Origin of the sequence: Deinococcus aquaticus (genome assembly GCF_028622095.1) — a bacterium.
Classification (GTDB): Bacteria; Deinococcota; Deinococci; order Deinococcales; family Deinococcaceae; genus Deinococcus; species Deinococcus aquaticus.
Map to the genome: position 1 here is coordinate 946338 of NZ_CP115165.1, position 23005 is coordinate 969342.

Genomic DNA, 23005 nt, shown 5'->3' on the forward strand with positions numbered 1-23005 from the left:
TACACTGCTTTCATGCTGATCCTGCGCCCGATGACTGCCGGTGACTTCGAACGCTTCGTCGGGCACTCTGCGCCCCAGTACGCCGCCGAGAAGGTCACGAGCGGCGAGTGGACGCCCGAGGAAGCCCTGGAACGCGGCGACCGCGAATTCCGGCAACTGCTCCCGCAGGGGCCGGACACGCCCGACAACCACCTGTTCCACCTGCACGACCCACAGGAGGGCACGGACGTGGGCGTGCTGTGGTACGCCCTCCAGACGCGGGCCGGAAGCGTCACCGCCTTCGTGTACGAGGTCGAGGTCTACGAACCCCACCGGCGGCGCGGGTACGCCAAGCAGGCCTTTGCGCTGCTGGAGCACGACGCCGCCGCACGCGGGGCCACGAACATCCAGCTCCACGTCTTCGGGCATAACACCGGCGCGCGGGCCCTGTACGAGGGCCTGGGCTTCCAGACGACCAACGTGATCATGCGCAAGGAACTGGGGACGGGCCAGCCGGACTGATGGGCTACCACCTGCGCGGCCTTCTACTCCCTGCGAGTGTCGTTCCGCCGGCGGGTCTGCACAGCGTGATCCTCCCCCAGAGCCTCACGCTGATTCCACTGCCGGATGACGTGCTGGACGCCCTTCCAGAGGCATCACCGCCTGTCACACCGACTGCGGGATTCACACACCTGACCGTCTCACTGGAGGTCCTGATTGGTCAGCTCTCGCAGGCAGGCCGCGTGGCTTACGTGGAGGCGGAGTATTGCGGTGGAACTGGCAGTCAGGTCGCCGCTGTCTGGGATGGCGGACGAGTCCTGTGGGGGCCAGAGCGGGCGGAACGCGGCCCGGTCAACCACGCCCTGCGCCTGCTCGGCGTCCGCCGTACCGACTCCCACGACGAGTTCGGAAGCGTGGGCCTCGACCGGCACCGCCACCTGGAGGACTGGCTGGAGTGACCCGCGTTACGCCGCCTTCTTCCGCCTCGTCCTGAGGGTCTTCTCGCTTTCCAGCAGGCGTTTCAGGGCGGCTTCGCTGCGGGTCAGGCCGTCCAGTTCGGCTTCTGTCCTGCCGGCGCGGGGTTCGTAATCGTCGAGGATCTTGCCTTCCAGATAGCGGTCGAAGATGACGGGACAGATGTAGCTGCTGCGGGTGACGGCGGGCGTGTTGCCCAGGTCGGCGGCCACGAATTTGACGCAGTCGACGAGGGTCTGCCGGGCCTGTTTCTCGGTGTCGGCGACGCCCGCCTCGGCGAGGTATTCGGCGGCCAGGAGGGTGCCGCCCCAGGTGCGGAAGTCCTTGGCGGTGAACGGTCCGATGACTTCTTTCAGGTAGGCGTTGAGTTCGCTGCTGCGCACGCGTCGGCGGTTGCCGTCGGCGTCCACGGTCTGGAATAGCCAGGGGCCGGGGAGTTCGAGCAGGCGGGTGATGTTGCTGGCGAGGGTGCGGTCGGTGGTGGCCTTGTGCTGCGTGACGCCGTGCTTGCCTTTGAAGTGGAAGGTGACGGTGTTCCCCTCGACTTTCACATGCCGCTGCCGGAGGGTGCTGAGGCCGTAGGTTTTGTGCTGCTGGGCGTAGATGTCGCTGCCCACCCGGAAACGCGCGACGTGCAGCAGGCGGGTCATGAGGGCCGTGACCTTGCGGGGTGGGAGGCCCTGGGCGCGCAGGTCCGCTCCGGTGGTGGTTTTGAGGGTGCCGAGCGCCCCGGCGAAGCGGGTGAGGCGCTGCCATTTCTTCAGCGCGCCGGCCTGCACGAAGTCCGGGTGGTAGCGGTACTGGAGTCGTCCGGCGGCGTCGCGTCCGAAGGCCTGGAGTTCCGCGTCGGCGTCCGGGCTGACGTACACGTCCTGGTAGGCGGGCGGCACGGCCAGTTTCGAGATGCGTTCAATGCCAGTCTTGTCCCTGTACGAGGTGCCGTCCGGCCAGAAGTACCGGAACTTCCTGGGGTCGCTGCCCTCGCGGCGCAGGTACTCCCCGGCGAGGATCTCGGTGCGGGAGGTCATCCTTCGGCCCTGGTGGGCAGTTGCCAGTCGATGGGGGTGCGTCCGGCTTCTTCCAGCGCGGCGTTCGTGCGGCTGAAGGGCCGGGTGCCCAGGAAATTGGCGACGCTCAGGGGGCTGGGGTGCGCGGATTCCAGGATGACGTGCTGCGGCGCGGTGATCAGTTTCTTCTTCTTACGGGCGTACGCGCCCCACAGGATGAACACCACGCGCCCCGGCTGGTCGTTCACGGCGCGGATCACGGCGTCCGTGAAGTGCTCCCAGCCCTGCCCGGCGTGCGTGTTGGGTTGCCCCTCGCGGACGGTCAGGACGGCGTTCAGCAGCAGCACGCCCTGCGCGGCCCAGGTGGTCAGCGAGCCGTGGCGGGGCGGCGTGAAGCCGGGCAGGTCGGTCACGAGTTCCTTGTAGATGTTGCGCAGGCTGGGCGGCACCGGCACGCCGGGGCGGACGCTGAAGCTCAGGCCGTGCGCCTGTCCGGGGCGGTGGTAGGGGTCCTGGCCCAGGATCAGGACCTTCACGTCTTCCAGCGGGGTCAGGCGCAGGGCGTTGAACACGTCGGCGGCGGGCGGGTAGATGGTCTGCTCGCGGCGTTCCCGCACCAGGTAATCCTTGAGTTCGCGGAAGTACGGCGCGGCGAATTCACCTTCCAGGGCGCGCTGCCAGGAGTCGGGCAGGCCGGCGGGCACGATGGCTTTCGGCGCGTCGGAGGGAGTGGGGGCGTGGCCGAAGAGGTCAGGCTGGTCGCTCATGATGTTCCTTTTTATGGCACGGGGGCGGGGCGTGGGTGGGGATTTCTCCGGGAGTCCCTTGGCTTTCCGTTCGGCACGCAGGTCGGCCTTCTTGCGGCTGCCGTGGGTCACGTAGATGCGGCGGGCTTCGGCCTCAAAGTCGGGACTGGCGCGGGCGGCGGCGATGCGGGCGCGGGCGGCGCGTCCGGCCTCGTGCTCGTGAACGATGGGCGGCGGGTACTTCAGGCGGCCCGCGCCGCTCCACTCCCAGGGCGCGTGAATGAAATCGCCCGGTACGTCCGCCAGTTCGGGCAGCCAGCGGCGCAGGAACACACCATCCGGGTCCTGCTCGCGGGCCTGCCGGGTCGGGGAGTAGATGCGCACGCGGTTGATGCCGACCGTGCTGCTCTGCATCTGCATCTGCGACCAGTGGATGCCGGGTTCGTTGTCCAGCCACTCCCGGGCCAGGAACAGCCCGGGCCGGCGCCAGTGCAGCCACAGGTGCTGCGTGGCGAAACTGACCAGCAGGGCCCGCATCCGGAAGTTCAGCCAGCCGGTGTCGCGCAGCATCCGCATGCAGGCGTCGATCAGGGGGTAGCCGGTCTGGGCGGCCTGCCAGCGGTCGTAGAAGTCCTGGTTCCACTCGTGTTCGCGCAGGCCTTCCAGGGCGCGGTTCAGGGTGCGGAATTCCATGTCCGGCTGGCTTTCCAGTCGCTGCATGAAATGGCAGTGCCAGTGCAGCCGCGACTCGTACGAGCGCAGGGACCGCACCCAGCGCGGGTCGGCGTCGGGCTCGGCCTGCACCTGCGCGAGGCGCACGCGGGTGGCCTGCACGACCTCCCGCAGCGACACGGTCCCGAAGGCCAGCGGCGCGCTCAGGCGCGAGCAGCTGCTCTGGGCGCTCAGGGGGCTGCTCATCTCGCGCATGTAGTTCACGCCGCGCGCCGTCAGGAACGAGCGCAGGGTGACGTGCGCCCCGGCTTCACCGCCAGGGGGAATGACTTTCGTGCTGGCGGGCACGCCCAGTTCCGCGTGGGTATAGAGCCGTCCCGGTTCGGCCCCACTGGGGCGCAGGGCGTCCGGGACGGGAGCCGGCGGGGCACTCAGGCGTTCTTCCCAGGTGGCGGCCCAGCCGTCGCGGTTCACCATGCGGCGGATCACGCCGTTCTGCGGCACCTCGGTCAGGGGCAGGCCACGTGCCCGCGCCCAGGCGCGCACGCGGCGGTCCCGCGCAAAGCTCACGCCGTTGCCGGTTTCCTCGTGCGCCCACACGGCCCGCACGTCATGGGCGGCGCGCAACTCTTCCAGCACCGTCGCGGCCTCCCCGATCCGCACGACCAGCGGGGTGCCCAGGGCACGCAGGCTGGCGTCCAGTTCGCGCAGGCAGTCGTTCAGGTACGTCAGGTGGTGCCCGGCGAATTCCTCGTGCGTCAGCTGTTCGGGTTCGTAGATGAACACGGGCAGGACCGGGCCGCGCCGGGCCGCCTCGCGCAGCGGCGCGTGATCCCGCACGCGCAGGTCCTTCTTGAACCACACCAGTTGTGTTCCGCCGGGCATTCCCTGACTGTCTCTCAGCGCGGCAGGCGCGACGGTAGGCGCGCGCCCCAACTTCAGGGGATATGAACGCCCTGCGGCGGGCAGGGACGGGAACGCCTCGCGGCGGGCAGGGGACGGGAACGCGGGCCACCCGTGAGGAGGTGGCCCGCGTGTGAGGGAGAGGTTACTGGATGTTCGCGCGGAAGCAGATGGTGACGCTTTGCGTGGGGGTCAGCACGAAGCTCCCACCCTGCACGAGCACCTTACCGTCCTTCAGCTGCCCGGCATCGGTGTCGGCGGCGGCGGTGTAGAACACCTCGCCGCTCACGGCCGTCAGGCGGATGTCCTTGCCCGCGCCGAAGCCGTTCAGGGCGAAGCCCGTGTTGGCGGGGACGGCGTCGCTGAAGCTGATGTTGGTGGCGTTCAGGCCGCCCACGTTGGTGGTGGTGATGCAGTACTCCAGCACGTCGCCGGGGTTGCCTTCACCGGTCGTGCCGACAGCACCGCCGCGCGTGACGTTCCGCACGGTCTTGACGACGGTCAGTTTCGCGGGCTGGTAGACGGGCGTGACCACTTCGTTGCTGGGCACGCCGGTGCTGGGGCCGCCCGTGAAGTCCACGCGCGCCACGTTCCGCACCTGCGCGGGGTCGAGGGCGAAGGGGCTGACCACGGTCACGCGGAAGGTCACGACCGACTCGTTGTCCAGCGCGGCGGGCGTGGTGTCGATCTTCAGGACCTGCGTGGCGCAGGCTGCGCCGTCCGCGCTGCAGATGCCGACCGGCTGCGCGAAGGGGTACGCCGCGCCGCTCAGGCTGGTGGCGCTCTGGCCGGTGACGGTGGTGGCAAAGCCGTTCACGCGGGCGCTGTCCGGCACGTAGGCAGTGCCGGCGGGCAGGGCGTCGCGGAAGGTCACGCCCCCGGCGGGCAGGGTGCCGCTGTTACGGACGACCACGCGGTACTCCAGCGTGTCGCCGGGCTGCACCTTGTCGCCCACGGAACCGGCGACCTTCGTCACGCTCTTGACGGCGTTCAGGCTGGGGGCCAGCACCGGGTAGGTGCAGCTGGCCAGGTCGGTCGAGCCGAGGCTGCTGCCGCCCACGGTGGTGTAACTGACGTTCACGAGGTCGATCTTCACGAGGCGGCCCTGGTTGTCGCGGGCGTAGATGCCGCTGGGGCTGGCCGCGATCCCGTTGAACTGCGAGCCGGCGCTGGGGTTGTTCAGGCGGCCCAGGTACTCGGCGCTCAGGGTGCCGGGCGTGATCAGCCACAGGTCGATGGCGCTGGACCCGGTCGCGCTGCTGATCATGTACAGCTTGCCGGTGCTGTCGGCGAAGAAGTCGCCGTTGTCGTTGAAGCTCGGGGCGTTCAGGGTGGGGCTGGTCAGCTGGCCCAGGGCCGTGACCTGATAGGGGCTGGTGGTCTGGAAGCTCCAGAAGTTCCGGGCGGTGTCCATGGCGTAGCCGACGCCGCCGCTGGTGATGGTCATGCGCACCAGTCGGCCGGTCACGCCGCTGAACAGACCCCCGGCGGACCAGGTTTTCTGCACGGTGTCGTAGAAGCGCAGGCGGCCGGAGTCGTTCGCCACGAAGAACCGCCTGGCGTCGGGCGTGATGGCCAGCGTGGCCGAGGTTTCCGTGCCGGGCAGCGTGGCGATCACGGGGCCCAGGGTGTTGCCGCTCTCGTTCAGCGCGCGGATGGTGACGCCGTCCGTGATGTTCCCGCCTTCTTTCAGGGCCAGCGCGTAGATGCCCGAGCAGACGGGGGGTGGGGTGGGCACGGTGACGGTGGTGGTGTACACCGCGCACTGCCCGCCGGTGGCCGCGCAGCCCGCCGGGTCGGGGATGGGGTCGGGGTCGCCGCCGCCGCCCACGCTGGCGCGGTTGGTGACGCTGGTGTCGGCGCTGGCGGTGACGTTCACGCCGAAGGTCAGGGCGACGCTGGCACCGGGGTTCAGCACGCCGTTACCCGTGCAGGTGACGGTCTGGCCGCTGGTCGTGCAGTTCCAGCCCGCAGCGGGCGAGAAGCTGGCGCTGGCGGGCGTGACGCCGGCCGGCAGCAGGTCCCTGACGGTGGTCACGCCGCTGGTGGCGGTGGGGCCGTCATTCTTGACGTTCAGGGTGTAGGTGGCGCCGCTCTGCCCGGCCGTCCAGGGGCCGTTGCCGGTCTTGGTGATGATCAGCGAGGGGGGAGGCGGGAACGCCGTGCAGATGTACACGGTGTCGGTGTTGTTGGCGGGGTTGATGTCCGTCACGCCGGCGGGGGCCGTGATGGTGGCCGTGTTCTTCAGCTGCGGGTCCTCGGCGGTGACGCGGCCGGTGTAGGTGATCTTCAGTTCGCTGTTCGCGGGGAACTTCGGAATGGTGAAGTTCGGGAAGCCGGTGCCGCTACTGGCGGGGCACTGCGCGCCGCCGCTGACGACCTCGCACTTCCAGGTCAGGGCCTCGAAGCCGGGTTCGGACACGTCGGTCAGGGTGGCGCCGTCGGCAGCCACGCCGCCCGTGTTCTGGTTGATGACCTGCAGCGCGTATTCGACGGTGTCACCCACGAAGAACTTGCCGGTGGTGACGTTGCGGGGCGGGGTCAGGATGGTCTTGAATACCTGCAGGTCCGTGTTGCGGACGGGCGGGGCGGTGCAGGTCAGTTTCAGATCGTCGAGTTTCAGGATGTTCGCGTCGCCGCTCACGCCGTCTTTCAGGGTGTAGATGCTCAGCGTGACCTGCGAGCCGCTGCTGACGAAGCCCGGCACGCTTTCCACAGTGTAGCCGGTGGTCAGGGTGCTGCCGTCCGTGGCCTGCAGAACCTGCCCGCTGACGGTGTCGGTGAACACGTACCGCAGTTTGGAAGGCGTGTTCTGGTGGGTGCGGGCGTAGTTCTGGTAGCTCAGGGTGCCGCCGGCCGGGACGTTGATGACGTTCTGGTACAGCAGGCCGGGCAGGCTGGCGTAGTCGGCGACGTTCAGGTACAGCGCGTACCCGCCGTTACCGGTGTGGTCAATGCTGTTCCAGAAGGTGTACTTGCCCATGGTGGCCGTGACGGTGTTCACGCCACTCACGTACGCGTGGCTCTTGATGTCGCCCAGTGCGGCGTTGGTGTTGAAGGACTGCACCCACGGAGAGTTGGGCGCGCAGGTGTCGGCGGTTCTGGTGGCTCCGGCCGTGCTTCCGGCGCCGATCAGGGCGCAGGTGGCGGCGGCAGCGGCTGTGACGGTGGTGGCGGCGCGTTTAAGCAGTGTCAGCAGGGCAGGCATGCGGTGTCCCATATCAGTCCCCTCCCCCGGTCGCGGGTTTTTCGGGCAAGGGGGGCGAGGTCGGTGCGGTCAGGTTCACGCCGTTGGACTGGCCGTCGTCCAGCATCAGGTCCAGACGCAGGTACAGTCCCTGACGGGTGTAGATGTTGGTGCCGATGCCCTGGAAGCCCACGGGGTTGTACCCCAGCGTGACCCAGGTGCCGGGCAGAGCGCGGTAGCTGCCTTCCAGGCCCAGGCTCAGCAGGCTCGATCCCGTCGCGGGCTGGATCAGGCCGCGCGCGGCGAGACCCAGGCCGAACTGCTCGGTCACGTAGTAAGTGCCGCTCACGGACCCCTGGTAGGTGGCGCTTCCCGGCTGGTCCAGCAGGCTGCGTCCGGCCAGTCCGGCGCGCACGGCGTAGCGGGGCGCGTGGTACTCGGCGGTGGTCTCGGCGATCAGTTCCGGGGTGTTCCCGGCCAGCGCGCCGTCCTTGTAGCGCAGGTACGCGAGGCCCTGCCACTGCCCGGCGCGCAGCGCGGCGGACACCGAGTAGTTGCTGCCACTCTCGTCGCCGGCAAAGACGTGGGTGCCGTCGGCGCTGAGGGTCAGCTGGTCATTCAGGCTGTAGGTGGCGCCGCCCTTGAGGGCCACGCTGAAGGCGCCGCCGGTGGTGGCCACGTCGGTGGCGACGGTGCCGGTCAGGCGGTCGTTCTTGTAGCGCAGGGCCACGCCGGCGTTCCAGCCGCCCTCGTTCTGGGCGTCACCGTCGAGGTCCATCACGTAACTGCCGTTCAGGCCCAGGTTCAGGTTGTCGCTGAGCGGCAGGGCGGTGTCCGCGCCGAAACGGGCGCGGTTGCCCCAGCCGTCCGCGCCGGGCAGGTCGTAGTTCACGGCGACGTTGGTCATGCCCAGGCGGGACTGCAGGCCCAGGCTGGCGCGGTGGCCCTCGGCCCAGTCGATGTCGTCGCGGGCGGTCAGGGTGACGTTCGGCGCGACGGGCACGCTGGCCTTGAGGGTCGTGGTGGTGTTCAGGTCGCCGCTGAGGCGCTGGGCGTGCTCGGCCGAGACGCTCAGGCCGCCGCTTGCGTACGCGCCACTGACGACCGCGCCGAGGCCCTGTTCATCCCCGAAGCCCGCGCGGATGCCCGCGCCGAGCGTGAAGGGCGAGAAGGTGTACAGGCCCTTCAGGTCGGCGTGCCCGGTGCTGGTGCCGGCCGCGCCGTCCGTGCCCGGCGTCTGCTGGTACGTGGCGGCGGCGGCCACGGCCAGCGTGTCGGTCACGCGGTAGGTGGCGTCGGCGTTCACGCCCAGGCCGGGCGTGGTGGCGTTCAGGCCCGCGTACTCCCCGGCCTGGTAGTGCACGCTGGCGTTCACGCCCAGACGGTCCAGGGCGGCGCTGGCGCTGGCGTTCACCAGCAGGCCGCCGCCGGCGTAGGCGGCCAGCAGATCAGCGCGGCTCTGGTCGGCGTCGTAACGGGCGCGGACGCCCACACTGGTCACGCCGTCCAGGTTCACGGCGGCGGCGGCGGCGCTCAGTTCGTCGGTCACGCGGTACTTGACCTGCGCGCCCCAGGCGAGCTTGCGGGCCCCCAGCGGGTCGTTCAGGCGGTAGCTCAGGCGCACGCTCTGCTCGCGTCCGTCGGGGTCGATCAGGTCCACGGCGCGCTGGAAGTACACGACGCCCGCGACCGGGTCCAGGGTGTAGTCGGTCAGGCGGGCCAGCGTCCGGACACCCGTTTCGGCGCCGGTGCGGGGATCCACGGTGACCAGTTCCACGGTCTCGCTGTCGGGTTGCAGACCGCTGTCGGCCAGGGTCAGGACGCGCGTGCCGTTGGCCGGCAGGGTGCGCCGGATCAGGTCGCCGGGCAGCGCGGCCACGAAGCCCGACACCTGCGGGTTGCTGCGCGTGAAGCCGCTCAGGGCGGTGGGCGTGATGCCCAGGTTGAACACGTCCACGGGCACCGGCGCCTGACGGTACTGCACGTTGAAGGCGGGGTGCTCGTAGCGCACGGCGACCGGGTCGATGCCCTGAAGCGGGGTGCTTTCCGTGCTGCTGTCCCCGTGGGTCGAGTACCGCTGCAGGGGGTTGGAGGTGGTGGGCAGTCCCTGGGCGCGGTCCTGCGCGGCCGTGATCTTGCCGGCGCTGTCGCGCTCGGCGTTCACGGCGCCGCTGGCCGCGACGTACAGTTTGCCGTCACCGATGGGCGTTTCCAGGTAAGCCTGTCCGCGCGCCTCGCCGGCGGCCGTGCCGCCACCCTGGAGGATCGCGCCGAGGCTGACCATCCCGATGCCCACGCGGGTCTTGCTGGGCAGCGCCTCGAAGGAGCGGGTGACGACCTTGTCGCCCAGCAGCAGGCGCACGTCGAAGCGGGTGGGGGCCGACAGCGGCTCGAGTTCCAGTACGCCCTCGCCGTCCACCAGTTTCACCTGGTAGCTGCCCACGCGGGGCTGCGCGTCGCCCTGGGTGGGTTCCAGGGTGGTCTGCACCGTGACGCTGCTGCTGGCGGTGGTCAGTCCGGCGGCGTCGGTCAGGCGCACGCCGATGCGGATGGGCGTCACGCTGTCCGCGATCAGCTGCGTGGCTTTCAGGTCGGCGCGGACGGGCGTGCCGGTCAGGAACACCCGGATGGTCTGGTCGCCGAAGGTGATGGTGTTCTCGCCGGTGCGCAGCGGCAGGCCGTAGAACTCCTGGCGCTGGGTGCCGCTGCTGGCGTCCACGCTCTTGCGGCCCAGCGTGGCGGGGTCCACGGGCACGCCGTTCACGCTGGGCAGCGCGGCGCTGTCGGCAGGGCTCTGCACGGCGACCGTGATGCGGTCGCGTTCGCGGTACACCGTGCCGTCCAGCGGCAGTTTCAGCGCGCCGGGGTTCTCGGCCGTCTTCTCCTGCGTGCTGGTCACGGCGTTCAGGCCGCTCAGGTCGTCCAGGTTGCCGTCTCCGACCAGCACGTTCAACTGCCCGCCGGCGTAGCGGCCGATCAGGGTGGGGCTGGCCAGCGCCGGGAGGTTGCCCTCGTGCGTGACCTTGTAGGTCAGGACGCCGCGCGCCGCGCCCGGGGTGGTCCAGTAGTACCGGCCGCTGGGTCCGGTCTGCGGGTCCGCGATGGCGCGGCCGCTCAGCTGGCTGCTGCCGGGCACGTAGGCGGCCCCGGCCGGCGGCTGGTGGGCCACGATGACCTGATTGGCGTTCTTGGTGCTGGGCACGTCGAAGGGAATGCGGACGGTGCTGTCGCGCGTGACCGACACGACCGGGGTCGGGGCGGGCGGCGGCGGGGTCTGCACGGTCTGCACGCCGGTCACGACCTGCTGGCTGTCACAGTTGCTGCTCAGGGTGGCGTTCAGGGTGCCCTGCGCGCCGCCGTCACCCTTGACGCGGGCGCGGTAGCTAAGGGTCTTTTCCTCGCCGGGTTGCAGTTCGCCGCTGAAGCTGGTGGGGTCCAGGGCTTCGAGCGTCTCGCCGGGCGCGTCGGTCAGGGTGTACGGGGCGGGCACGCCGCTGGTGTTCTTCAGGGTCAGGGTGACCGTGACGGTCTCGCCGGCCAGCGTTTCGGGCAGCGGGGCGCGGCGCAGTTCGATCTGCGTGGCGGTGGGCAGCACGCGCACGTTCAGGTTCTGCGTCTGGTTCCAGGGGGCCAGCGTGGCGGTGAAGTCGCCGCTGCCGGCCGCGTCGGCCTTCGCTTCGAAGGTCAGCACGCCGGGGTTGGCGGCGTCCACGCGGGCCGTGACGGTCGTCTCACCGGCCGCCGTGAAGCCTGCGGGCAGCTTGACGCGCAGGTTGGCGGGCAGGGTCTGCCGCTCGAAGGCGGTGGTGGCGCGCGCGGTGAAGGTCACCACGTCGCCCACGCAGACTTCGGGTTTGTCAGCCACGAAGCTCAGAGCCATGCTGGGCTTGACCTGCACGGCCACGTGCGCGGTCTGCTGCTTGACGACCGTGGCGGCCGGGGCGTTCAGGGTCACCTCGGCGCCCTTGACCGGCTCGACAGTCACCGGGTACTCCCTGGCGGGCAGGGTGAACGGTCCGGCGCTGCCCTGCACGTTGTACGCCTGCTCGCCCACGGTCACGGTGGCCTGGGTGGGCAGGGTTTCCTCGGGCAGGATCAGTTCGGCCTTGATGTCCAGCTTGCCGGTCGTGTCGGCCGTGACGATCTTGATGGGCCCGGTCGTCAGTTCAAAGCCGACCGAGTTGGAGTACTGGTACGTGTCTTTCGGCTGGCGCAGGTACAGGGTGTAGTTCCCGGCTTCCTCGGGCACCTTGATGTCGTCCCACTGCAACTGACCGCTGACCTTGACCGGGTAGGCGTTGCCCTGCGCGTCGCGCAGTTCGGCTTCCAGTTCGCCCGGGCCGTCGCCGTCGTACATGCGGATGCCCATGGGGCCGCCGGGGTTGGCGACGTTCAGGGCGGGCACCCAGTCGTTGCTGCGGATGGTGATGTTCAGGTGGTCGGCCTCGACGGCCGCGCTGATCGAGTTGAGGCGGAAGGCGAAGGTGTTCTTGCCGTTGCCTTCGGTGCGGACCTTCAGGGTGTAGGTGCCGGCGGGCAGGTCGTCGTTCAGGAAGGTCTGCCAGTCCTGGGCGCCCACGCCGAAGTTCTGTTCACGCACGACCTTGCCGTCGGCGTTCACGAGGCTGAAGGTCGAGTTGACCGGGGCTTTGGGACGCTCGGTCGAGTAGTTCTCGTCTCCGAAGTAATCGTCGCTGCGGTAGTCCTGCGGGTCGAACTGAGCGCCGTACACGTCGAGCTGTACGCGGGAGCTGAGGCCCACGATCAGTCTCAGGTCCTGGTCTCCGACCGTCCACATCAGCTTGTTGCCGACGGAGGTCAGAGGAAGGGACGTGGCGATTTCCTGCGCTGCTGCCGAGCCGAGGAGTGCCGCCGTCAGGGTGGTGATGGCGCGTTTCACTCAGTACCTCCAGCTGGCCGTCGGGTCGGTGACGGCGCCTTTAGGGTCGCCTGCCCAGCGGAAGCGGTAGGTCACCGCGCGTTCTCCACTGGCAAGCGTGTCGTAGGTCAGGACGTTCTGGCCGTCGGTCAGGACCGCGCCCTGCGGCAGCGGGTCGGTAAGGGTCACGCCGCTCAGGTCCGCGTTGGCGCTCAGGATCAGCTGCACGCGGTACTCGCCGGGCTCGTCGGTCAGGAACAACCCCTTGCGGATCAGCAGGCTGCGTTCCGGCTGGCCGGGCAGGGTGCTGGACACGCGCAGGGTGGTGTCGCGGATCACGGCGATGTCACCTGCCTGCGGGGCCAGCGGGAAGTCCACGCTGGTCAGGTTGCGCAGGAACACCAGTCGGCTGCCGGGGCGGCCCGCGTCCTGCGGCACGCTGATAGCCTGCGCAGCGACCGAGTTGGGGTCCAGGCGTAGCGCGGCCGTGCCTTCCATCAGGTTACGGAAGTGGTAACGGCCCTCCGCGTCGGTCAGGGCAATCCGGCCGCCGGCCAGGACCACGCGGGCGTTCTGGCAGGGAATGTCGGTGCCACGGTCGTACACGCCGTTGCGGTTCACGTCCAGGAACACGTACCCGACCAGATCGGCGGTGTTGCGGCCGAAGATCAGCGGGTCGATGGTGTTCAGGGCGCTGCTGGGCGGCGTCTTGATCTCGCCGTTGTTGCTGATGGCGGTCGCCAGGGCGCTGTTGCGGATCTGGCTGCCAGCGGCGGGCGTGACCACGGCGTCGAAGGTGATGACGGCGGTCGCGCCCGGGGCGAGGCCGGGAATGATCCACACGTACTCGCGGCCCGTCACGGCAGGAATGATCGACGCGCCGTTCAGGGTGCTGCTACCGTCCACGTAATCCAGGCCGGCGGGCAGGTTGTCCGTGACCCTGATTTCCTGAAGGGCTCCGGTGGCCGAGCGGTTGGTGACGGTGAAGGTGTAGGTGATGGTCTGACCGAACGAGACGGTGGCGGGACTGCTGGTCTTCACCAGACTCAGGTTCACCTGATCGAACACGCCGTTCTGCACGGGGTTCGAACGGACGGGTTCGGGGACCTCGCTGCTGCTGACCGTGAAGGTGTTCACGGCGCGGGCCCCGTCGGGCGTGCCGGCGGGCACGCGGGCCCTGAGGCTCAAGGTCAGGGTCTCGCCGGGCGCGAGGCGCGCGAAGCGCCACACGACGTCAGTGCCTTCGAGTGCGCCGCCCTGGTCGGCCGAGACGAATTCCAGGCTGTCGGTGCGGATGACCTGCCCCTGGGCGTCCAGAATCTGCAGGTTCTTCAGGTTGTCGCGCAGGACCAGGTTGGTCAGCGCGAAGCTCTGCGGGTTGTTGAAGGTCAGGGTGTACGTGATGACCTGACCGGGCGCGACCACGCCTTCGCCCGCGTCGCCGGTCTTGACCGGGTTGAGCAGGTCGGGCGCGATGTTGATCACGCAGTCGATGGTCAGGTTGTCGGCGGCTCCGCGGCTGCTCGTGGCGGTCAGCGCGACGCGCAGGGCCTCGTTGGCGGTGCTGGTGCTGGCCTTTGTGGGCACGTAGCAGGCGTTGAAGTCGCGGGTGGCCTGCGGCGCGAGGTCAGGCACGATGAACGGTTCGGTGATGGGCGCGCCGTTCAGTTCCGTGAAGCGCACGGTGGCCTGCCCGGTCACGACGCGGCCGGTGATGGTGATGCTGTCGGGGCGGTCACCGAGGTTCTGCACGGTGTGCGGGAAGCAGATCTCCTGGTTCAGCAGGGCGTTCTGACGGACCTGCTTGTCGTCGCTGCTGAGTTCCCCGCCGGGCAGCGCCTGCGGGTTGCTGATCGGGCCGAGGGCGATGCTGGGCGTGTAACGCACCGTGATGTCGGCCGGGGCGTCGACGCTGACGTCGCTGCTGCGCAGCTGTCCCACGTTGCGGCGCGTACCGACGTCGGTGGCGGGCGCACTCAGGCGGAAGGTGAGGGTCAGCGTGCCGCCGGCCGGGAGGCTCTCGGTGCGGGCGCGGACAGCACTGACCGGCGCGGTCTCGCTGGCCGACCAGGTGCTGCCGTCGGCGCTGTACTCGATGACGCCGCCGCCGCTCAGGCTGGCGCTGGCACTGCGGAACACGAAGTCGCGCATGTCCGGGGTGTTCAGGAAGTCCGTGACCGTCACGGGGCGCGAGGCTCCCTGGCCGGTGTTGCGGGCGGTCAGGGTGACCAGGGTGTCCTCGCCGGGGCGGACCACGGCGGGCGTGAAGGTCTTGGTCAGGGTCAGTTCCGGGGGCTCGCCGACGCTCACGCGGGCCACGTTGTCGTCGTCGGTCTCGCCGGGGCGGCCACTGGTGTTCGTGGCGCAGGCGGCCACGAGGTTCAGGTACGCGGCCCCGCGGTTGGCGGCGGCGGTACTGACCTGCACCAGCACGGTGCGGGTCTGGTCGGCGGCCAGCGTGAGGGCCGTGACGGCCGCCTCGCCGGGGTCGACCACGCCGTTGCCGTTGCTGTCCTCGTGAATGCTGAGGTCGCCGGGCAGGAACTGCGAGGCGGCGTCGGTCAGGACACTGAGGTTCGCGGTGTTCACGTCGTTCCCGGTGTTCGAGACGCTGTAGCGCAGCGTGGCACCCTCACCGGGCAGCAGGCTGTAGCTCTGGCCGGGCGCGGCCACACTGCCGTTCGGCAGGACGCTCAGGGCGCACACGGCCGTCACGGTGGTCGTTACGGGCGGCGTGGGAATGGATGTGGGCGGGCCGCCCTCCGGCGTGAATTCCAGAACGGCAGTGTTCTGGATCACGGTCCCGGCTGGCGTGCCCGCCGCGTACGCAGGGCTGACCAGGGTCAGGGCCAGCGCCGTCAGCAGTTGAAGCACAGGGGGTTTTCGCACGTTGCCTCCCAAAGTCGTGTGGCGGTAGAAAAATCGTCTTCTCTTGTTATGAGGGGGTGAGGGGGAGCCGGATGAAAAAGTGAAACTCCCCCGTGTGGGGGAGGCGCGCCCTGCCTCCGCAACGGGAGGTCGGGCGCGCCTGCGGGCCTTACTTCACCGTGACGGTGAAGGTGCCGGTGATGGTCTGGCCGGGGGCCAGGATGTCGCCGGGATCGATGGTGCCGTTGTTGTTGGTATCCACGCCCGCGTACACGGTCACGCCGTCCGCCTGGGGCGCGACGATGGGCGCAGCGCTCCAGGTGGTGCCGTTGGTCGAGTACAGGATGGGGCCAGTGGCGGTGCTCGTGGCCGTGAAGCTCACGTAGGTGGTGTTGGTGGGCAGCGTGTCCTTGATGAAGGCCTTGGTCACGTTGGCGTTACTGGTGTTCTTACCAACGATGGTGTAAGTCAGTTTGTCGCCGGGTTTGGCTTCGGCCTTGTCGACGGTCTTGACGGGCGCGGCGACCACGGTCTTACCGACCGTGATGGTGTCGTTGGGGTCGGTGACCGTCACGCCGGTCGTGGGGGACTTGGCGGTCTGGTTCAGGGTGATGGTCTGCGCGGCGGCGGCGCAGGGCACGTCGACCACGGCGATCAGTTTCAGTTCGGCTCCGGCGGCCAGCGCGCCGGTGTCGGCGATACCGTTGGCGTTCGTGTCGGTCAGCGCGGGCTCACCGGCGTCCAGGGCCTTGTTGCCGTTGGTGTCGACGAAGTACTTCACGGCAACGGGCACGGTGGTGCCGTCGGTCAGTTTGATGGGCGCGGTGCCGCTCACGTCGAAGGTGTCGGGCGCGCTGCCCAGGTTGGCGATCTCCATGGCAACCGTGGACTGGATGGCCGGGGAGTTCGCGGTGCAGGTGGTGGGCGGAATGATCGGGGTGCCGGGGTTACCGGGCGTGCCGGCCTCGGGGGTGCCGACCGGGGTGGGGTCACCGCCGGGGCTGTTGGGGGTGGGGTTCCCGAACGACAGGCCGGGCAGGTTCACGATGTCCTTGGTGTCGTCTTTCTTGGTGGGGTCGTTGCTGCTGGTGGTGGTGACCGTGACGGTGGGAACCGTGCCGGGCGTGGGGGCGCTGCCGGCGGGGAAGGTCACGCGCACCAGCACGTCGGCGGTCTGGCCGGGGGTCAGGCTGCCCACGTCGGGCACGCCGTCGCCGTCGGTGTCAGGCAGGACCGTGCCGTCGGGCTTGAGCAGTTCGACGGTGGTCCCGGTCGGGAAGCCGTTCTGGCCAGTGGTGATGTCGAACACGTCGGGGCGGTTGCCGTTGTTCTGCACGGTATTCGTGAAGGTGACGACGGTGGTGGTGGTCGTGGCCTGCGCGGTCTGGGTGTCAGCGGCGCTGGGCGTGATGGTCACCGGGGTGGTGTCGGTGCTGGGGTAGGGCGCGGTGGTGGGGGTGCCGTTGCCGTCCGGGTCGTTTTTCGGGCCGATGACGGTGGCGTCCTTGCGGTCCACGGTGGTGACGTTGGAGTTGTTGGCGTCCTTGGCCACGGCCGGGTCGTTGGTGAAGCCCGGGTTGTCCTGGCGGTCACCGGTGGGGTCACCGCCGAACTTGTCGGTGCTGGTGGCGGTGGTGGGAATGGTGTACACCTGGAAGAACTTGACGGCCTGATCCTGGTTCACGCCAGTAATGGTCGTGATGGCCGTGGAGGCCGCAATTTCGGTGGCGCTGAGGGTGCCGTCGTTGTTGGTGTCGGCGCTGACCGGGAAGAAACGGATGTTCTCGGGGGTCTTGACGGCCGCCGTGGGGTCCGGGGTGTTGGTCAGGGTGTAGCTCTCGCTGGGCACGTTGCCGGTGTTGGTCAGCGTGTACAGGAACACCACGGTGTCGCCGGGTTTGGCGGTGGCATTCAGCGCCGGAACGGCGTAGGTGGGGGCGGTGCGGGGGCCAGCACTGTTGTTGTCGTTGGGCGTGATCGTGAAGTCAGGCACCGGAAGCACGGTCGTGGTGACCGGGTTGGAGGGCACGGTGGTGGGGGGGGGTGCCGGTCGGGGCGCCTTCGGGCGTGAAGACAATGTCGGCCGTGTTGGTGATGACGGTGCCGGCGGCGGTGCCAGCGGCGGAGGCGGAGCCGGCGGCAAGCGCGGCGATCAGGGCGGCAAACTTCCAGGAATTCTTCATGTGTTCTCCTCCGAGCCGGGGGGCGTTCGGTGTGTTCGTCCTGCTGGGTGTGCGGGTGGTGTGCAGCCGTGTGTTACTTGACTTTCACGCGGAAGGCGAACTTCAGCGTCTCGTCCGGGTTGATGTTGGTGACGGTCCAGCGCACGTTGGTGTACTCGGTCGTGGGGACCGGAACCTTGCGGGTCACGGACTGTCCGTTCTCGGTGACGGTCACGGTGCGGGTGGGGGCGGCGCTGAAGGTTTTGCCCCCGTCGAGGCTGTACTGCGCTTTCCAGCGGTTGGCGTTGGCGGTGGTCAGCTGGGCGAACTCGGTGCCTTTGGGCACGGGTACGTTGACCAGCAGTTGCGCCAGCTTGCGGCCGGAGACGTTCACGAGCGTGATCTGTTCGCGCAGGACGTCGCCAGGAAGAACCGTCTTGGGGTTCTCGATGACGGTCTCGGTGGCCTTGCCGTCCGTGACGACGCTCTTGATCAGGTCCTGCCGGAGCGTGAAGGTCACGTTCTGCTGGACGGCGCCGGTCTGCGCGCTGGCTGTGGCCATCAGGAGGAAGGGAAGGAGCAGGCGCTTCAAGACGTTGTACCTCCGGAACAAAAGAAAAGACCGACAGTCAGGGGAATAGTTTCCCTTGTTCTGTCGGTCGCGCCACTGGCTCCACACCTGGCAAGGCGCCCGTTTGCGCCAGGTGATTCATAGCTCCGGAACAGCTGATTGGTCAGAGCGGAGCACCGCCGGGGTGCCGTATCTGGTGAACATCTGCGAGCTTTCCGGTGAAACTCTTACAGTCCTGGGACTGACTCAAGCGTCACTATGAAATTTCTCACCTTCTGTCCACGCCCATAATCGGGTGCTGCCCGGCTGTTGTCAAACCCCCAGACGGCCAGAATTCGCTTTTGCAACGGGGGTACCGCTGCCCCCATCAAAGGCGTCTATTTCCTCGATGAAGCGGTCGAACAGGTAGCGGCTGTCGTGCGGGCCGGGGCTGGCTTCCGGGTGGTACTGCACTGAAAAGACCGGGTAGCGCGCGTGTGCCATGCCTTCCAGCGTGCCGTCGTTCAGGTTCACGTGGGTCGGGACAAACGCCCCGTTCGGGATGGATTCGATATCGACCGCGTACCCGTGGTTCTGGGAGGTGATCTCCACATTTCCCGTTAACAGATTCTTCACGGGCTGGTTGCCGCCGCGGTGCCCGAACTTCATCTTGAAGGTCCGGCCGCCCGCCGCCAGCCCCAGAATCTGGTGGCCCAGGCAGATACCGAAGGTGGGCAGCAGCCCCATCAGTTCCCAGGCGGTCTTGTGCGCGTACTCCAGCGGCGCGGGGTCGCCGGGACCGTTACTCAGGAACAGGCCGTGCGGTTGCAGCGCCATGATCTGCGCCGGCGTGGTGTGCGCGGGCACCACGATCGGTTCGATGCCCACCTCGGCCAGCCGCTCGATGATGGTGTGCTTGATCCCGAAATCCATCAGGACCACGCGCTTGCCGTGCCGCAGCGTCGGGAAGGCGTAGGGCAGCGCGGTCGTGACCTCGCGGGTCATGTCGTGCCCGTCGATGTCCTGATGCCCCAGGGCGCGGCTGACGTACACCTGCTCCTCGGCGGGCGTGAACTCGCCGTACGGATCTTCCGGGTGCGTGAAGCTGCGGTGCGCGATCACGCCCTTGACCACGCCGCCCGTGCGCAGGCGGCGCACCAGCGCGCGCGTGTCGATGCCCTGAATGGACACGACGCCGTACTGCTGCATGAACGATTCCAGGGACTGCTGCGCGCGGTAGTTCGAGTACTCGGCACTGAATTCGCGGGAGATGAAGCCCCGCACGTACGGCTTGTTGCTTTCCATATCGTAGATCGCCACGCCGTAATTCCCGACGTGCGGGTACGTGATGGTCACGATCTGCCCGTTGTACGAGGGATCGGTCATGATCTCCTGGTACCCGGTCATGGAGGTGTTGAACACGACTTCACCGACCGTCTCGCCGCGGTGCCCGAAGGCGTACCCGCGGTACACCGTGCCGTCTTCCAGGGCCAGAATGGCCCGCTCTTTTCTGATCATGTTCGTTCCTCCCCATTCGCGCCTCTCCGGACGCGTTTCATGGCCCGGCGACGTGACCCTCCCGCCGTCTTACCAGCGGTACTTCACGTTCGCCTTGCCGATGATGACATTCCCCTCAACGCTGCGCTGTGAGGTCATGCCGTCATAGCGGTTGACCAGCCCGGCCATGGCGTCCATCACCGGGCCGAGCGTCTCGTTCAGTTCCGCGTCCTGCATCTCGGGCGGCAGGCTGCCCAGCAGGTCGTCGCCGCTGACGTCGGCCAGGTCCGGCTGGTACGCCCAGCCGCCGCTGCCGGCCAGGGTCAGACCTGCCGCCTGGAACGCCGGGTCCTGCGCGAGCGGCGCATCCTTGCCCGCCAGCGCGGCCTGAAGGGCTTCCTCACTGAAGGCGGTAATCAGGTAGTCGCCCTCGAAGGCGTACACCATCTTCAGGCCGGCCAGCATCTCGTCAATCTGGTCGAAGGACCCGGCGGCCATCATGGCAGCCACGCCGTCCTCATCCATGCCAGCCATGTCGCCCTTCATCAGGTCGCCCAGCGTGCCCTTCAGGGTGCCGCGCAGCCCGGCGATGGCCTCGTTCACGCTCCGGGCGTACTCGGGCAGGTGCGCCTCGGCGGCCGCGCGGTCACGCACGCTCTGGTACGTGACGGCGGTCGCCAGGGCCGCCAGTGGGTCCGACTGGTCCAGGCCCGCGCGCGTGCCGCCGGCCAGCGTGACCTGCGCGCACTCGCTGCCCAGGTACTGCCCGGCGCGTTCCAGGTGGCTGGCCAGCTGGCTGTCCGTCAGGAACCCGAACGGTTCGAGCAGGTCCAGGCGGGTCAGCCAGCGGGCCGCGTAGGCGTTCGATTCGGGCGCGCAGGCGGTCGCCTGCACCGCTTCGGCATCGGCCGGGATGACGTTCTGCACACCAAAATCGGTGGTGTGGGTCAGCAGGCGCGCCAGCGGGCGGTCCTTGCCTGCCGTGTTCACGACCTGCGCGGACACCGTGTTCAGGCCGGCGTCGGTGGTGGTCAGGCCGCCCGCCACCTGCCCCAGGGTGTCCAGGGCGTCCACGACCGGCGACAGCAGGCGCGGCAGCTTGAACTGCGCGAACTGCCCGCGAATCACCTTCGCGGTGGCCGAGAAGTTCAGGTACGCGCCCAGCTGCACCCGCCCGGCCGCGCCGGTCGCCTGCGCGTACGGCGCGGAGGCCGCCAGGGTCGGCGCGGTTTTCCCGCTCAGGCGGCCCAGGTACGACATCAGCAACGCCTTGTCGCTCGACAGGTACACCAGTCCGTTCGCCTGCCCGGCGAACAGGTCCCCGGAACGCACGAACGGGTACTCGCCGACCCGCGCGCCCTTCTTCCTCGGAATGAATGACGAGAACAGCTCGGTGGACAGGTCACCCGTGCGCGCCACGGCCAGCAGCGCCGGCATGAATGACCCGCCCTTGCCCTGCACCGTGAACACGCCCGCCACACCCTCGCGGCCCACCGAGTCGGCCAGGACGCCGCTGAACCCGCGCAGCATCGCGCCGGACGCCTCCAGGTCACCGCCGCCCAGGTCGGAGGCGCTGTCCAGCACGCCGCCGATCAGGCCAGTCAGGCGGTCGAAGGCGGGACCCGCGCCGTTCGTTTCGAGGGTCAGGAGCGCCCCGGCCGGCAGGTGCGCGGCCAGCGGCGTTTCCTGCGCGGAGGCCGTGGCAGCGAGGGCGAAGGTGAGGGCAGCGGCAGCGTGCATGGGTTTCATGAGCCTCATGGTAGAGGTCACAGGCGCGGGGCGCGTCAGCACTTCAGCAGATGCCGCGCCCGCAGTGGGCGTGCCGCGCGCCCCGGTACGCGCCCCATTCACCGTAACTCCCGGTACATGGCGATCTCGTTGCAGTTCTCGAAGAACGCGCAGCGCTGGCATTCACTCCAGACTTTCGGGTGCAGGTTCGTCTTGTCGATGCGGGTAAAGCCGCACTTCTCGAAGAAGCCCTGCTGGTACGTCCAGGCGAACAGGGCCGGCAGGTCGATCTCACGCGCCTCGCGTTCGCACGCCGCCACGAGGTCACGCCCCAGCCCCCGCCCCTGCATGTTCGGGTGGATGGCCAGTCCACGCACCTCCGCCAGGTCCGGGGCCAGCATGTGCAGCCCGCACACGCCGGCCAGCCCGCCCGGCCGCCCCTCGTGCGCGTCGGCCAGCACCAGATGAAAATCCCGGATGGTCTCGGCCAGCAGGGCGCGCGAGCGGACCAGCATCAGTCCGCGCGCCGCCCAGTACCCGATCAGCTCGTGAATGGCCTCAATGTCCGACAGGCGCGCCTTGCGGGTCACCAGGGGCGCGTCCGGGTGAATGTCCGGCACGGCGATGGACTCCAGGGCCAGCGTCACGCGAGGCCCCCCAGGGGCGGGTATGGGGTGTGGGTTTCAGGACGTGGGACAAGACCCACAGCCCGCATCCCACCCCCCAGATCCCTCAGCTCAGGGAACGCATCCAGGTGGTGCCGCCGGGGCGGCTGCCCTGCGCGCGGTACGCCTGAATCTGCGGGGCGTCCGGCACGTCCCCCATCACCACGGCCAGCGGCACCTGCTGAAAGCCGAACGTACCCCAGTCGCCGCCCTTGCTGAACATGTAGATCGCGCGGTCCCCGCGTCCCTGCGCGTACTCCACGGCACTCATGACCAGCCGCCGGCCCAGCCCACTGCCACGCGCTTCGGGCATCACGGCCGCCCCGCGCAGCAGCGAGGCGCCCTCGCCGTGCTCCAGGCCGATCGCGCCGACCGGTTGCCCGCCGCGTTCCAGCACCCAGTAGGTCGTGCCGTCCGCCAGCGTGGCGTCGGTATCCAGCCCGGCGTCGTGAAAGACGCGGGTGACGGTATCCCTGTCGGCGCTGCTCGCCAGTCGAATCTGAACGCTGGAATCGGTCATTCGGTGTTCCTCCACAGTCTGAAAGGTCGGAATGAGGCAAAGAAGCCGGAGCCCCTGCGGGAGCCGGTCGAGACGGGTTTTGCGTGCCGTCAGCATAGCGCATGGCCGCGTGGAAGCACTGCCACTGGACGTTCACCCCCGCGCCGCCTCGCCCGGCTGAACGTCCAGTGGCTGCACGTCCAGCCGCCACGCCTGCTCGCCGCCGATCCAGCCGTTACACAGGCCGCTGACCACCTGCGGCGCGTCCGGCAGCGCCCCGGAAATCTCGTCGGCCGTGACGGGCACGAACCCGAAGCGCCGCCAGTAATCCCCGGCTTCCTCGCTGAACAGGTACACGCTGCGGTCGCCGCGCAGCGTCGCGTGAGTCAGCGCCGAGCGGACCAGCGCGCGGCCCAGACCCTGACTGCGGGCCTCGGGCACCACCGCCGTCGAGCGGATCAGGCTCACGCCCTGGCCGTGCTCCAGGCCGATGCAGCCGCCGGGCACGCCGTCCAGATCCGCGATCCAGTACGTACCGGCCCCCAGGTCCACGCTGCTGGTGTGCAGCCCGCAGCGGGTCAGGAGGTCCAGGACGATGGGCAGGTCCGCCGGGGCGGCCTGACGAAGTTTCACGTGCATGTCAGTCAGCGGAACATGGGTCATACGGGCACCTCGCGCGGCAGAAGGA

15 protein-coding genes are annotated in these 23005 nt (G+C 69.0%); 2 read left to right on the forward strand and 13 right to left on the reverse strand.

What is annotated here, in order from left to right:
- The first annotated feature begins 12 nt into the window (after nucleotides 1–12).
- Together M8445_RS04575 and M8445_RS04580 are read left to right on the forward strand one after the other, a co-directional pair.
- Nucleotides 13–501: a GNAT family N-acetyltransferase gene (locus M8445_RS04575; RefSeq protein ID WP_273990012.1), complete on the forward strand. Its 489-nt coding sequence runs from the start codon at nucleotides 13–15 to the stop codon at nucleotides 499–501.
- 65 nt (nucleotides 502–566) lie between these two features.
- Nucleotides 567–938, forward strand: coding sequence for a hypothetical protein (locus M8445_RS04580; RefSeq protein WP_273990013.1), 372 nt, complete (start codon nucleotides 567–569; stop codon nucleotides 936–938).
- A 6-nt stretch (nucleotides 939–944) separates the two neighbouring features.
- Here M8445_RS04580 and M8445_RS04585 read toward each other — a convergent pair whose 3' ends face one another.
- The 13 genes from M8445_RS04585 to M8445_RS04645 all read right to left on the reverse strand — a co-directional run bounded on the left by M8445_RS04585 (nucleotide 945) and on the right by M8445_RS04645 (nucleotide 22980).
- Nucleotides 945–1982, reverse strand: coding sequence for a DNA topoisomerase IB (locus M8445_RS04585; protein ID WP_273990014.1), 1038 nt, complete (start codon nucleotides 1980–1982; stop codon nucleotides 945–947).
- Nucleotides 1979–4264 carry a uracil-DNA glycosylase gene (gene ung, locus M8445_RS04590; protein ID WP_273990016.1) on the reverse strand — a complete coding sequence of 762 codons (2286 nt, stop codon included), beginning with the start codon at nucleotides 4262–4264 and terminating at the stop codon, nucleotides 1979–1981. Before ung ends, M8445_RS04585 begins: the two co-directional genes overlap by 4 nt.
- A 163-nt stretch (nucleotides 4265–4427) precedes the next feature.
- On the reverse strand, nucleotides 4428–7490 hold the full coding sequence (locus tag M8445_RS04595; protein WP_273990018.1) for a hypothetical protein: 3063 nt from the start codon (nucleotides 7488–7490) through the stop codon (nucleotides 4428–4430).
- Nucleotides 7491–7503: 13 nt separating this feature from the next.
- The gene (locus M8445_RS04600; RefSeq protein WP_273990020.1) at nucleotides 7504–12369 is read right to left on the reverse strand and encodes a hypothetical protein; all 4866 of its coding nucleotides are present in this window, start codon (nucleotides 12367–12369) and stop codon (nucleotides 7504–7506) included.
- Complete coding sequence (locus M8445_RS04605) at nucleotides 12370–15237, reverse strand: DUF11 domain-containing protein (protein WP_273990022.1); 2868 nt, start codon at nucleotides 15235–15237, stop codon at nucleotides 12370–12372.
- A 148-nt stretch (nucleotides 15238–15385) separates the two neighbouring features.
- Nucleotides 15386–17209, reverse strand: a complete 1824-nt coding sequence (locus tag M8445_RS04610) for a hypothetical protein (protein WP_273990024.1) — start codon at nucleotides 17207–17209, stop codon at nucleotides 15386–15388.
- The gene (locus M8445_RS04615; RefSeq protein ID WP_273990026.1) at nucleotides 17202–17399 is read right to left on the reverse strand and encodes a hypothetical protein; all 198 of its coding nucleotides are present in this window, start codon (nucleotides 17397–17399) and stop codon (nucleotides 17202–17204) included. Before M8445_RS04615 ends, M8445_RS04610 begins: the two co-directional genes overlap by 8 nt.
- 73 nt (nucleotides 17400–17472) lie before the next feature.
- Entirely contained in the window at nucleotides 17473–17970 is a 498-nt protein-coding gene (locus M8445_RS04620; RefSeq protein WP_273990028.1) for a hypothetical protein, read from the reverse strand.
- Nucleotides 17971–18261: 291 nt separating this feature from the next.
- Nucleotides 18262–19446 carry a glutamine-hydrolyzing carbamoyl-phosphate synthase small subunit gene (gene carA, locus M8445_RS04625; RefSeq protein ID WP_273990029.1) on the reverse strand — a complete coding sequence of 395 codons (1185 nt, stop codon included), beginning with the start codon at nucleotides 19444–19446 and terminating at the stop codon, nucleotides 18262–18264.
- Nucleotides 19447–19515: 69 nt separating this feature from the next.
- A complete protein-coding gene (locus M8445_RS04630; RefSeq protein WP_273990030.1) occupies nucleotides 19516–21174 on the reverse strand; it encodes a hypothetical protein in 1659 nt (552 codons plus the stop codon).
- A 98-nt stretch (nucleotides 21175–21272) separates the two neighbouring features.
- Nucleotides 21273–21800, reverse strand: a complete 528-nt coding sequence (locus M8445_RS04635) for an N-acetyltransferase (protein ID WP_273990032.1) — start codon at nucleotides 21798–21800, stop codon at nucleotides 21273–21275.
- Between the two features lie 85 nt (nucleotides 21801–21885).
- Nucleotides 21886–22338 (reverse strand): GNAT family N-acetyltransferase, encoded by a 453-nt coding sequence (locus M8445_RS04640; protein WP_273990033.1) that lies wholly within the window; start codon nucleotides 22336–22338, stop codon nucleotides 21886–21888.
- A 132-nt stretch (nucleotides 22339–22470) separates the two neighbouring features.
- Nucleotides 22471–22980 carry a GNAT family N-acetyltransferase gene (locus M8445_RS04645; protein ID WP_273990034.1) on the reverse strand — a complete coding sequence of 170 codons (510 nt, stop codon included), beginning with the start codon at nucleotides 22978–22980 and terminating at the stop codon, nucleotides 22471–22473.
- Between the last annotated feature and the right edge of the window lie 25 nt (nucleotides 22981–23005).

Excerpts from the sequence above, each read along its gene's own strand:
- M8445_RS04575 (WP_273990012.1), top strand. The coding sequence starts at position 13 with ATGCTGATCCTGCGCCCGATGACTGCCGGTGACTTCGAACGCTTCGTC.
- M8445_RS04585 (WP_273990014.1), bottom strand. The coding sequence starts at position 1,982 with ATGACCTCCCGCACCGAGATCCTCGCCGGGGAGTACCTGCGCCGCGAG.
- ung (WP_273990016.1), bottom strand. The coding sequence starts at position 4,264 with ATGCCCGGCGGAACACAACTGGTGTGGTTCAAGAAGGACCTGCGCGTG.
- M8445_RS04595 (WP_273990018.1), bottom strand. The coding sequence starts at position 7,490 with ATGCCTGCCCTGCTGACACTGCTTAAACGCGCCGCCACCACCGTCACA.
- M8445_RS04615 (WP_273990026.1), bottom strand. The coding sequence starts at position 17,399 with ATGAAGAATTCCTGGAAGTTTGCCGCCCTGATCGCCGCGCTTGCCGCC.
- carA (WP_273990029.1), bottom strand. The coding sequence starts at position 19,446 with ATGATCAGAAAAGAGCGGGCCATTCTGGCCCTGGAAGACGGCACGGTG.
- M8445_RS04630 (WP_273990030.1), bottom strand. The coding sequence starts at position 21,174 with ATGAAACCCATGCACGCTGCCGCTGCCCTCACCTTCGCCCTCGCTGCC.
- M8445_RS04640 (WP_273990033.1), bottom strand. The coding sequence starts at position 22,338 with ATGACCGATTCCAGCGTTCAGATTCGACTGGCGAGCAGCGCCGACAGG.
- M8445_RS04645 (WP_273990034.1), bottom strand. The coding sequence starts at position 22,980 with ATGACCCATGTTCCGCTGACTGACATGCACGTGAAACTTCGTCAGGCC.